This window comes from Vibrio atlanticus (assembly GCF_024347315.1).
GTDB classification, from domain to species: domain Bacteria; phylum Pseudomonadota; class Gammaproteobacteria; order Enterobacterales; family Vibrionaceae; genus Vibrio; species Vibrio atlanticus.
Genome location: NZ_AP025460.1, coordinates 1816256 through 1828358 on the forward strand (window position 1 = coordinate 1816256; position 12103 = coordinate 1828358).

At 44.9% G+C, this 12103-nt stretch carries 8 protein-coding genes and 1 pseudogene; 4 read left to right on the forward strand and 5 right to left on the reverse strand.

What is annotated here, in order from left to right:
* Positions 1–208: 208 nt before the first annotated feature.
* From OCV30_RS08115 to OCV30_RS08130, 4 genes are all read left to right on the forward strand, one after another.
* The gene (locus OCV30_RS08115; RefSeq protein WP_012604051.1) at positions 209–631 is read left to right on the forward strand and encodes a universal stress protein; all 423 of its coding nucleotides are present in this window, start codon (positions 209–211) and stop codon (positions 629–631) included.
* Positions 632–823: 192 nt separating this feature from the next.
* The gene (locus OCV30_RS08120) at positions 824–2206 is read left to right on the forward strand and encodes a DASH family cryptochrome (RefSeq protein ID WP_065679664.1); all 1383 of its coding nucleotides are present in this window, start codon (positions 824–826) and stop codon (positions 2204–2206) included.
* Positions 2203–3762, forward strand: a complete 1560-nt coding sequence (locus OCV30_RS08125) for a cryptochrome/photolyase family protein (protein WP_065679663.1) — start codon at positions 2203–2205, stop codon at positions 3760–3762. Before OCV30_RS08120 ends, OCV30_RS08125 begins: the two co-directional genes overlap by 4 nt.
* A complete protein-coding gene (locus OCV30_RS08130) occupies positions 3762–4502 on the forward strand; it encodes an SDR family oxidoreductase (protein ID WP_065679662.1) in 741 nt (246 codons plus the stop codon). Before OCV30_RS08125 ends, OCV30_RS08130 begins: the two co-directional genes overlap by 1 nt.
* Positions 4503–4703: 201 nt before the next feature.
* Here the strand turns inward: OCV30_RS08130 and OCV30_RS08135 are convergent, their stop codons facing one another.
* The 5 genes and pseudogenes from OCV30_RS08135 to OCV30_RS08155 form a co-directional block, all read right to left on the reverse strand.
* The gene (locus tag OCV30_RS08135) at positions 4704–5588 is read right to left on the reverse strand and encodes a PA4780 family RIO1-like protein kinase (RefSeq protein WP_280136710.1); all 885 of its coding nucleotides are present in this window, start codon (positions 5586–5588) and stop codon (positions 4704–4706) included.
* A gap of 89 nt (positions 5589–5677) precedes the next feature.
* A complete protein-coding gene (locus OCV30_RS08140; RefSeq protein WP_076671818.1) occupies positions 5678–5821 on the reverse strand; it encodes a DUF2256 domain-containing protein in 144 nt (47 codons plus the stop codon).
* A gap of 385 nt (positions 5822–6206) precedes the next feature.
* Entirely contained in the window at positions 6207–9923 is a 3717-nt protein-coding gene (locus OCV30_RS08145; protein ID WP_065679661.1) for an AAA family ATPase, read from the reverse strand.
* Between the two features lie 5 nt (positions 9924–9928).
* Positions 9929–11182 (reverse strand): exonuclease subunit SbcD, encoded by a 1254-nt coding sequence (sbcD, locus tag OCV30_RS08150; RefSeq protein WP_065679660.1) that lies wholly within the window; start codon positions 11180–11182, stop codon positions 9929–9931.
* Between the two features lie 217 nt (positions 11183–11399).
* A pseudogene (locus tag OCV30_RS08155) lies at positions 11400–12055 on the reverse strand (glutathione S-transferase family protein).
* Positions 12056–12103 lie beyond the last annotated feature (48 nt).

The following is a 12103-nucleotide window of genomic DNA, read 5'->3' on the forward strand; positions in this document are numbered from 1 at the left end:
AACCGTAAAGCCTATCTAACAGAATAAGCTAGCGCTTCAACCACTATAACAACCTTTTGTAAATTTCTTATCAATCAAAGCGATATAAATACGATAGTGCTTAGAAGATCATTGAATGATGATTTTATGCAATATGAGATCTCTTCGATATCATTTGCGCTAGCAAAAACTATGCTTGTTATATAACTGATAACACGAGGCTTTAATTATGGAATACCGACATATTCTGGTCGCTGTTGAAATGTCCGACGACACTAAGATTCTGATTGATCGAGCGACCTTCTTCGCAAACAAACTAGAGGCTGGCATTTCGTTTGTTTATATCGACGGCACGCATGGAGAGATTTACCCTGAACTCGTTGATATTCAGGGAAATGAAGGCGATCTACCCATCAATGAAGATTCCGTTAAACATTTGAAAGAGTTTGAGGCCTACGCTAAACACCCAATCAAGCACATATTCGTGGGAACGGGAGATTTGAATGATAAGCTCAAAAATACCATCGAGGTAAATGGCGTTGACCTACTACTATGTGGCCATCACCACGATTTTTGGCATAAAATCATTTCCCATTCGAAACAGATTATCGACACATCTCCAGTCGATATTCTAATCGTTCCAATGGATTAGATACTGCCGTTCGAACTTTAAAAACTTCCTGCATTGCCAACCTCTATCGGTATTATTGGTTGGCTTACATCCCCTATTCAATCTTCCTATTTACCTCAACCCAACTATCAACCACTTGCTGAAATCATTTGTGATCTTGTCGGCTTATCAACTCGTAAGCGTCTAATAATTAACAAATCACGAGTGTAAGCAATGAAAAAGATTGGTCTCTATCTTTTTACAAACGACTTAAGAATCAACGACAATCAGTTGCTTCACCAAGCCGCGCAGGTGGTCGATGAACTCGTTTGCGTTATTGTCGAACCTACGCTCTCTCGCTTCTCTGCTGAATTTGCACAAGAGCACAGTTATGGAGCGCATCGCCAAACCTTTATTTCACAATCGATAGCCAATCTAGAAGCCAATTTAGTGAAGCTTGGACAGCAACTGGTTGTGATCTGCAGTAACCATCTAGCACCCGACACTGCTGAACAAACACTCAACAAAATCATTGTTACGCAAAACTGTACCCACTTTTTCGCCAATGCACATTGCGGCTACGACGAGCGTCAATTGATTCATACAGTACACAGTGGTCACCCTGACTTAATGACACGCTTGCCACATCACGCCACCTTGTTTGACTTACATGAGCTGCCGTTTGAATTATCAAAAGTCCCGAGCTCGTTTACCAAATTTAGAAAGCTAATCGAACACTTGAACATTAATGGCGGCGAGACGGTTATTGCACACCTTCCACCAGCAGTGACACCAACACCAGTAACGGCAACCCCACTATTCAGTTCTCCAAATTTAGAAAGAGCAGTAACAAACGAATATTTGGGTGGCGAAGACGCAGGACTAGCGCATTTAGAAAACTACTTCTCACATGATTACGCCCTTAACTACAAACAGACTCGAAACGCATTTGACGGCATCGAAAACTCAACCAAGTTTTCGCCGTGGTTGGCACTCGGCTGCGTTTCGCCTAAAACGATTTATCGCCATTTGAAACAGTTCGAAACCGAACATGGCAGTAACGATTCAACCTATTGGATCTACTTTGAGTTGTTGTGGCGTGAATATTTCTATTGGAAATGTTTATCTCTGGGCTCATCGTTATTCGATGATTCTTCAAAACAAGAACTCAACACCCCAAACTCCTCAGCAACGCCGAACCTGAATTTCGCCAAATGGAAAAGTGGCAATACCAACTACCCGATTGTCGATGCGTGTATGCGCCAACTTAATGAAACAGGCTACATGTCTAATCGAGGAAGACAGCTGGCCGCTAGCTGTTTGATCTACGAACTAGGGATCGATTGGCGACACGGCGCAGCCTATTTTGAGAGCCAACTTATCGACTATGACGTGGCATCAAACTGGGGTAATTGGGCTTACATAGCCGGAGCCCTGAACTCTCAGGTAAACACCCAAACCAACAAACAAAAGAATGCCAACCAAGCACAACCTAAATCACACCATTTCGACTTGGCTAAGCAGACCGATATGTATGACCCAGACCATGCGTTTATCAACAAATGGAATGCGAGCAGCAAAGAACCTGTCTTAACTAACAATCAGGATGTGTTATGAACTTCAAAACCGTGCGCCTTGTCTTAGGCGATCAACTCAATGTCCAGCACTCTTGGTTTCAACAGGTTGATGACGACGTCATTTATATTATTGCCGAACTCAAGCAAGAGACTGACTACGTTGCATCGCACATCCAAAAGGTGGCCGCTTTTTTCTCTGCGATGGGCTACTTTGCCGACGAGCTCAAACAACAAGGTCATCAGGTACTCCACCTAACTCTGGATGACACCACTCAATTTGAAAACCTCGATGCTCTATTGCAACACTACGTCCACGAGTTTGCTGCTGAAAAGTTTGAATACCAACGGCCAGACGAATATCGACTTCTCCAACAATTGGCAAAGCTGAAGTTAACCGGAGTAACCAAAGGCTGTAGCGATTCTGAGCACTTCCTGTTTCCGTTTGACGAGATTGAAACCCAATTTCCAAAAGACAAACACATCATGATGGAACACTTCTATCGTCGAATGAGAAAGCGTTTCGACATCCTGCTCGACGATGGCAAACCGGTTGGCGGTAAATGGAATTACGATGCAAACAATCGCAAGAAGCTAAAGAAACAAGACATCGAGAACTTGCCGCAACCATTAATGTTTGCCAACGACATTTCTGAGATTTTAAAACGCATCGAGCATCATCAAGTTCAAACCATTGGTGAAGTTGGTGATCAGTTATTATGGCCAGTCAACCGAGCGCAAAGCCTGTCTCTACTCGCTCACTTCTGCCAAGTCTGTTTACCGTTGTTTGGTCAGTTTCAAGATGCAATGACGACCGAGCACGATTCAAAATGGAGTTTGTATCACAGTCGCCTCTCCTTTTCGCTGAACAGTAAACTGCTAAGCCCCCAAGAAGTGATTGATGCAGCGCTGTCGGCTTATCAGTCCTCTTCTAAGCCAAACGCACCCACTATCGATATTGCGCAAGTTGAAGGGTTCGTACGCCAAATTCTAGGTTGGAGAGAATACATACGTGGCGTTTATTGGTCGAACATGCCTGCTTACGCCAACAAAAACCACTACGCAGCAGACCGTCAGTTGCCTCATTATTTTTGGGATGGGCAAACCAAGATGAATTGTATGAAGCACGCGATTGATCAATCCCTCGAGTTTGCTTATGCGCACCACATTCAAAGGCTCATGATCACTGGTAACTTCTGCTTAATTACAGGCATTGCTCCGGATCAAGTCGACAGTTGGTACCTTGGTATTTATGTTGATGCGATTGAGTGGGTCGAAATGCCGAATACGCGAGGTATGGCACTTTTTGCTGATGGCGGGATCGTCGGAACCAAACCATACTCTGCCAGCGGTTCTTACATTAATCGCATGAGTGATTACTGCAAAGGCTGTCATTACCAAATTAAAGAGCGCAGTGGCGAGAGTTCTTGTCCATTCAACAGCTTGTACTGGCGCTTCATGAACAAACATCGCGAGGCCTTAAATCGCAACCCTCGAATGGGCATGCTTTATCGGTCTTGGGACAATATGGATGAGCAAGACCAACAAGCGATACTCGATACCGCAGAACAACGACTGACTAACTTGGAGAACTTATAATGGTGGAACAACTCAGATTACACATATTGGTCATTGGTGGCAGCGGCGGTATTGGGTTCGCCGTGGTTAAGCACCTATTGTCTGAGCTGTCTCGCTTTGATTTTCTCGATGTCCATGTCGACGCGACTTATCATTCACAACGACCGGAATTAGAAGATAGCCGTCTAAATTGGCACCAAGTCGATGCCACCAACGAAGCTGATATTGAGCAGCTAAGCACTCAATTCGAGCGATTGGATTGGTTAATAAATTGCGTGGGTATGCTTCATACGCCAGATCTGGGGCCGGAAAAGAACCTATCTTCTATCGACCCAGAATTTTTTCTGAAAAACATATCGGTAAACACCCTACCTAGCTTGTTACTGGCCAAGCACTTCACGCCAATTCTTAAAGCCAGTGACAATCCAAAATTTGCAGTGGTATCGGCCAAAGTCGGCAGCATTTCAGACAATCGATTAGGTGGATGGTATAGCTATCGCTCATCTAAAGCCGCACTCAACATGTTCATCAAAACCATGTCGATTGAATGGCAACGTACATTGAAAAAAGGCACGGTGTTAGCGCTCCACCCTGGTACAACTGACACCGCTCTATCTAAGCCCTTTCAGACCAATGTGCCGCAAGGTAAGTTGTTTGAGTCTAGTTATGTAGCTCATCAGTTGGTGGATATCATTCGAACTGCTACGCCGGATAAAAGCGGTCATTTCTACGCGTATGATGGTGAGCAATTGACTTGGTAGTGAGTAATGCCAATCGCTGGCTTCGATGAATGGTAAAATTTTATGAAAGCTAAAAAAAGAGAAAACCCAACAAAGCTGTGACTCTGTTGGATTTAGTAGTTAACGCGACGCTGTTGGTTGAAACTAAAAATGTCGTTTCAACGAAGGGCACTCTGAGGATTCAACTAAGGATCAACACTGATCATTACTTTACTATTACCGCTACTCAGCCCAGTTGAACTTACTCTCGTCGACACCTTCTTTTTCTTCCTTAACACGCTCGCGTCGGCTTTGCTCTTCAGCGCGGGCTGCGTCAATTTCTTGCATAATGGCATCAATATCTGCCAAGGCGTCACTTTCGGTAAACTCACCCGTTAGCTTGCTGTCAGGCTTCAAATCACCTTTCTCAAACAGTGCCCACATTTCTTTAGCATACTCAGTGGTCGCCAATTCAGGGGCAAACTGAGCGTAATAGTCACGGATATTATTAACATCACGAGTCAGCATCCACTCGGCATTGTTGTTCGCAGATGCATCGACCGCTTGCGGCAAATCGATAATCACAGGACCATATTCATCAACCAATACGTTGAATTCAGACAAGTCGCCATGAATTAAACCAACGCAAAGCATCTTAACGACATAAGTCATCATCACCGCATGATCTTCAATCGCTTGTTCAGGCGGCATCACCACATCATTCAATCTTGGCGCGACATAACCTTCGTCATCAGTGACCAACTCCATCAGAAGTACGCCATCAAAGCAGCCATAAGGGACAGGCACGCGAACGCCTGCTTCTGCCAGCTTATACAAGGCATCCACTTCTGCACTTTGCCATACTTTTTCTTGTTGCTCGCGACCGAAACCAGAGCCTTTTTCCATCGCTCTAGCGCGGCGGCTATTGCGGACTTTTCGCCCTTCTCGATATGCCGTTGCTTTTTTAAAGCTACGTTGGCTTATTTCCTTGTACACCTTGGCACAACGGATCGTATCACCACAGCGTACTATGTACACTGACGCTTCTTTGCCACTCATGAGTTGGCTTTTCACCTCGTCGACTAAACCATCGTCAACTAAAGGCTGTATTCTTTTAGGTATCTTCATGTCGTCTTTATACATGAGTTACCTGACAGATAAAATATTAACTCGTTAAATGAGTGGTTATTCTCAATAGATTCTTAAATGAAGGGAGATTATGTGGGTTTTGTCTTATGGCGACGACAACGTTCAGAGCAATAAATCACCTCTTCCCAACAACGCTGCCATTTTTTACGCCACGAGAATGGTTTGAGGCAAACGGGACATGTCTTGGTGGGTAAATGTGGTTTCTTGTGCATGACCGCTTCCTTGTCGATGAATCCATTAACCTATTCGTTAACGAAAGATTCCCTATTACGCTCGTCCCTCATTTTAGGGAATGACGAAGGTAATACTAACAAAGCTAGATTCCCTATTATGCTCGTTCCTCGCTTGAGGGAATGACGAAGGTAATATTAACAAAGCTAGATTCCCTATTACGCTCGTTCCTCGCCTTAGGGAATGACGTCGTATTCTAATCGTTCCTGACTCTAGGGAGTGACGACAGTGTGGTTACTAACAGCCCCCCGACTCCGTCATCCTCGAGAAGGAGGAACGACTGAGTCGGGGATCTGCTTTATCCAAACGGATTCGGCTTTATCTGAACTGACTCTGCTCAAATTCAACTAAGTCCGTTCAATCCAGTTAAGCAATAACCTTGTACTGCTTCTCCATCTCACTCACGCCAAGGCCTGAATGTTTTGTCACTTTAAGTTGCACGGGCACACGCTCTTTCAGTGCTTCAACGTGGCTGATTACGCCGATCATCTTGCCTGACGCGTTCAGGTTATCGAGCGCGTTAAGTGCGATATCCAATGTATCGCTGTCTAGCGTGCCGAAACCTTCATCCAAGAACAGTGAATCAATACTGGTTTTGTGACTTACAAGATCAGATAGCGCGAGTGCCAATGCCAAACTCACTAGGAAGCTTTCGCCACCTGACAAGGTCTTAGTATCACGCATCACATCGCCCTGCCATGTGTCGAGCACTTGCAGTTCTAAGCCATCATCGGCTTTACGTTTAAGTTCGTAACGACCATGCAAACGCTGTAGCTGCTTGTTCGCCAAGTACACCAAGTTTTCCAGTGTTAGACCTTGAGCAAACTTACGGAACTTGTCGCCGTTCTTAGAACCAATAAGTGAATTCAGGCGTGAAATATCATCAAAGTCGACCTGTTGCTCGTCTATTTGCTTGAACAGATCTTGCTGGTTGCTGCGGTTCTGGTTATCCGTTTCAAGATTGGCAGAAATTGCACCGATCTTTGTCGCATGGCTTTGTTGTGCGTTTTGGCATTCAGTAGTCGCTTCTTCAACTTGCTGTTGGTCTTGCTCTTGCCATGCTTTAGCATTTGCGTGGTTTTGTAGCTCCACTTGCGTCGCTTTGGCGGTGTTCAACCTTGCTTTCGCACTGACAATCGCTTCGTCTAAAGACTTCTTCTGGATTTGAAGTTGAGTTCTAACCTCTTCATCCAACAATGCTGCTTCAAAATCAGCCTCACCTTCGAATGGGCTCGTTTTCAGTGCTTCTAACCAAGCATTCGACGCTTGTATGTAACTTGACTGCTTGCTAGTCAACTCTTCACAGAAGCTAATGTGTTTGGTTTGCTCAGTTCGATGTTCCAGCTCGCAACGGTTAAGCACTAACTGCGCAGCATCAAATGCATTTACCGCTTCAGTGACTTTTTGCTTCATCGCATTGCTGGTGGCTTGAATGTCTTTGTCACCAAACAACTCTGTTCTTTCAGAAACTACACGAGTCAGTTCTGACGCTAGAGACTCACTCTGTTGCGTCAGTGTCGCGAGCTCTTTCTCTGCGCTACTTAGCTTGTCATCTAAAGTTTTCAATTCGGCATTTTGAGTAATCAGTTGCTTCTCAATATCGGCCTGTTGCTGTTTAGTTTGCTGCCATGTGTTTGATGCTTGCGATTTCGCAGTAAACCAATCATCAATATGTTCAAGTTCAGGCGCTTCAATAGCCGTTTGAACAATGCTCTCTTTCAGAGCGTTCCATTGCTGTTCTTTCGCTTGAGCAATCTGAGCCACTTGTTCATTTGTGCTGTGGTTTTGCTTATTCAAATCAGCGAAGCGTTGCTCGGCCAACTCGAGATTAGATTGCGCTTTGTCAGCCATAACGCTCACTGATAAACGTTGTTTTTCAGCTTCTGCATAGTGTGCTTTAGCATCACCCAACGCTTTGAGTTGCTGCGAGAACTGACTTAGTTGAAGTTCACACTGCTGAGCAAAGGTCGCGACTGTAGCTTCATTGCCTAAATCGTTTACCGTTAGCAGTGCTAGCTCTGGAGCCGTGCCTGCGAAATCCGATAAGCTCTGTTGAAGCTTGCCGACAACGCCTTGCCAATTCAGTTGAGCTTGTTGAATATCCGCTTGCGTACGTTGAATGTCATCGTTAAGCGCCGCAATCATAGGGGCAAGAGAATCCAACTGCTGACGATGCTCTTGGCCTTCTTTTTTGATGGCCGTTAACTCTAGGTTTTCCGTTTCTTTTTGAGCAACCAAATTTGCAATATCTTGCGACTGCTCAATCGAATGGTCTGTTGAACCACACAGCGGGCACTCAGAGCCTGATTCTAGAGCTGCACGGTATTTCGCCAACTCGCCTTCTTGATCAATCAAACGCGTTAATCGCTCAAGCGAAGTCTCTTTCTCTTTATATCGCTCCACCAACACTTCACGTTCTTTCGAAAGCTTGTCGACCAACTGAGTGTTAGTTTGATGTGCCTGTGTTTTTGCATGCAGCTGTTGCTGGGCATTTAGGAAACCACGATTTATCTCGAGTAATGAGTGCGTATTGCGGTTCCAAAACTCCAACAGATCTTTTTGCGCATTCAGCACTTGCTCACTGGTGTTGCCTTGCAATGCTTCCCACTGTTGCTTTGCACTACTCTCTAGCACCACCAATTCAGCTAAGGCCTTATCTTGCGCTGCTTTAGCGTCTTGCGCAGATTTGATGATCGTTTGCTGTGCATCAACCGCACACAAAGCTTGCTTCGCTGAGTTTAGTTGTTCTGCATGCTGACGCTCTAGAGTACGAACTTGCTCTACCTTTGCTTGCCACTGACCTAGGTATTTTTCCAGATGTTGGTCAGCTTGATGCGTATTTAGGTACTCAGTGCAGAGTTGATCTTGTTGCTTCAGTGCATCTGTTTTTTGGACTAAAACAACCTGTTGATTGCGCTGCTGCGTATGTTGTTCGTTTAGCGTATTTGCTGCATTAACGGCCGCAGTTTGCTTATCTTTGAGTACGGCAATTCGGTTATCTAGCGGACGGACAAGATCGATGATCTTCTCTTGATCTTGTTGCTCGGTTTTTACTTGTTCGACAATTGCACTGCTTTGAGTCAATTTAGTTTGCGCGTCTTGCTTTTCTGCATCACGAACGGCAAGTAACTTGGTGCTGTTATCTAGGTGAGCTTGAGTAGTGTTCACCTCTTGTTCGCAACGCTTTAAATCTTTATGCAACGGGCGCAGCTTTTCAGCCGGCTCACTGTTTGCCAAGCGCTCTAATGAAGGTTGGTTACGGCCTAGTTCATCTTGAGCGGTTTTACAATCGTGCTCACTGGTTGCAATAGTTTGCTCAGCTTTGGTCACGTCTTTCCACCAGCTAAGATGCGCTTGCCACTCTTTTAATTGCTCGGCTAAACGCTTCTGCTCGGCTTCTAGCGTTTCTCGTTCTGCGGTTAGCTCTTTGATTTGCTCTTCAGACAGTAAACTCACACCTTCTGCTTTCGCTTTAAGGTGATTAAGCGACTCTTCACTCGACTTGAAATGATCGTAGATGCGCTCAGAGATCAGGCTATATACTTCTGTGCCCGTCAGCTCTTCAAGTAGCTCGGCACGGTCGTTAGCATTGGCGTTTAAGAACGCTGCAAACTCACCCTGAGACAACATGATGGATTTAGTGAAGCGCGAAAAATCGAGACCGGTTACCTGCTCCACCAACTTTGTCTTCTTGGTCAGCATGGTCTCTAAGACTTTGTCGGTGTCAGCATCGGCAAATTCACACGTTGGCGTTTGTAATGCGCCATCGTGTTTTCCGCGCGCTCGCTTTTGGTGGAAGTTCGAGCGGTAGGTTTTGCCCTGTACTTCAAACTCCAGCTCAGCAAAACACTCACCCGTGCCACGCGTCATTAATTCATTGTTGCCTTTAGCGATGCTCTTTAAACGCGGTGTGCGGTGGAACAATGCTAAACAAATCGCATCAAGAATGGTGGTTTTACCCGCCCCTGTTGGGCCAGTAATCGCAAACAAGCCATTTTCCGCAAACGGTGATTGGGTAAAATCGAGCTTCCAACGTCCTTTCAAAGAGTTCAGGTTTTCAAATTCTAGGCTTAAAATCTTCATACTGGTTACTCTTCTACTTTGTTTGGTGTTTGAGCGCTTTCAGACACTTCAACCATTACTTGTTTAAACTTCACCGTCATTCGCTCTAAACGTGCTTTTTCAGAATCGGTTTCAAACTCTTCTAAGGCAATACGCTTCGTAAACACGTCCATCGGGCTCAGTTCAGATAAGGTTTCTGCCGACTCTTGCTCTAATGCTTGATTGCGACGCTCTCTTGCTCTGCGCAGTTGAAGTACTTCCACATTCAAACCGTCAGTCAATGAACGCATACGTTCTTGTAGATCCGACAAGTAATCTTGCGCTTGCACTTCTATCGATAACCACACGCTTTGTTCGCTATCTAAACCTATGTATTGGTTCAGCTGAGATTCGATCTCGTTCAAGTCGCCTTTGATTTCAGCTAGGGGTTGGAACGTTGGAACTGGCAATTGACAAATGGTGCGCTCGCCTTCAACAAAATCAACCACACATACCTGCTTTTGAGATTTAAGTTCATCAAAGCTTAATGGTATTGGTGAGCCGCAGTAACGAATGTATTCACGCTTTGCCACCACTTGTGGACGGTGGATATGACCAAGTGCAATATAGTCTGCGTCTGGGAAGCCATCAGCGGCAAAACCATCAAGGTTGCCGACATAGATGTCGCGTACAGAATCCGATTGTTGAACACCCATCGCCGTTAAATGACCAGTAGCGATAATCGGCATGTGCTCGCTGTTTTCAAACGTCGCACGTTTTTCTAAAGCGGCATCATAAACACTTTGGTAGTGCTGTTTAATCGCTTCGCCGAGTTGTTTTTGGCGTTCAACACCGGTGACACCCGCCTGGCTGGTCAACACATCGCGAGGGCGAATAAAAGGAATGGCACAAACCAGCGCTTCTACATCGCCGTTCTTGCCTTTTAGTTCAACAACCTGAGTCGCATGATCTTCATTGGTATTAGGAATCACGTCTGCGCCCATGTATTTGAGCAGCTGTTGTGTCTCTTTTAGCACAGACACCGAATCGTGATTTCCACCTAACAACACCAATTGACAGCCGATCTTGTTCGAGTCGACCACGAACTTGTTATACATCTCACGAGCGTAACTCGGCGGTGTGCTGGTATCGAAAATGTCGCCAGCAACAATGATCGCGTCGATGTCGTGCTCTGTAACTTGCTCAAGTAACCATTGTAAAAACCGTTCATGTTCATTCTTACGGCTTTTATTGTAGAAGTTTTGGCCAAGATGCCAATCGGACGTGTGAAGAATCTTCATTGCTGCTCACTGGAAGTCGGTAATACCTTTAATCTACCAAAATAGTCGACATAATTCCCTTTTATAAGCTTGTGAAAACCAACTAATTTCAGGCTTTGGACCAACTCCGCCCATAGCGTGACCAATCGTTATTTTTGACATAAAAAACCGCTCAACGTTAGAGCGGTTATAGTTGTCTGTGGCCTAAACTATACGCCATAAATTACCTAATCTTTATTTAGCGAGCTTCTGCTAGACTAGCCAAGTAGTTATTCGTTAAATAAAAGCCGCTGAACTTGTCAATAAAGTCCGCTGGAACGGTTTTATCGGTCAATCCAGATTCAATCAGCGCCGCTTGCCACCTCTGTACTTTCGGGAAGCTTTCTAGCATATCGAGCCTGAACGCTCTTTAATTACAAATGCTCGGTGTAACAGTGGTAACCAAGCGATGTCGACGTTAGAGATGTAGTCCCCTTTAAAGAACTCAGTATCACCCAGTTTTTTCTCTGCCTTTAGGAACGCCTTTTGTAAATTGGCTAAGCGTGTTTCAAATGTCTCTTTGTCTTTACTCGCCATGGTGCCGCACTGTGGTATGTAATGTTTGCTCGCTTGATAAGACCAAGCACGGTCGAGTGCTTTCTGCTCGGGTGAAACCTCTTCAATCGGCGTATATTTATCGTCTAGGTATTCAACAATTGCATCAGATTCAAAAAGGACGGTGTCGTTCTCTGTAATTAATACAGGTACCTGCCCGTTCGGTGAGATATCCAAAAACCACTGTGGTTTGTTATTCAGCTCAATATACTCAATTTCAAACGGGACGTTTTTCATTACTAGTGAACCCATTACACGTTGAACAAATGGGCAGTTTTTAAAGCTAATCAATTTAATCATTTTTGCCTCCGAATCGGGTTAATAATTTCTTGTTACACCCCTAAGACG

Coding starts and splice junctions, on each gene's coding strand:
- sbcD (WP_065679660.1), bottom strand. CDS start 11,182: ATGAAGATTCTTCACACGTCCGATTGGCATCTTGGCCAAAACTTCTAC.
- OCV30_RS08115 (WP_012604051.1), top strand. CDS start 209: ATGGAATACCGACATATTCTGGTCGCTGTTGAAATGTCCGACGACACT.
- OCV30_RS08140 (WP_076671818.1), bottom strand. CDS start 5,821: ATGCACAAGAAACCACATTTACCCACCAAGACATGTCCCGTTTGCCTC.
- OCV30_RS08145 (WP_065679661.1), bottom strand. CDS start 9,923: ATGAAGATTTTAAGCCTAGAATTTGAAAACCTGAACTCTTTGAAAGGA.
- OCV30_RS08120 (WP_065679664.1), top strand. CDS start 824: ATGAAAAAGATTGGTCTCTATCTTTTTACAAACGACTTAAGAATCAAC.
- OCV30_RS08125 (WP_065679663.1), top strand. CDS start 2,203: ATGAACTTCAAAACCGTGCGCCTTGTCTTAGGCGATCAACTCAATGTC.
- OCV30_RS08135 (WP_280136710.1), bottom strand. CDS start 5,588: ATGAAGATACCTAAAAGAATACAGCCTTTAGTTGACGATGGTTTAGTC.
- OCV30_RS08130 (WP_065679662.1), top strand. CDS start 3,762: ATGGTGGAACAACTCAGATTACACATATTGGTCATTGGTGGCAGCGGC.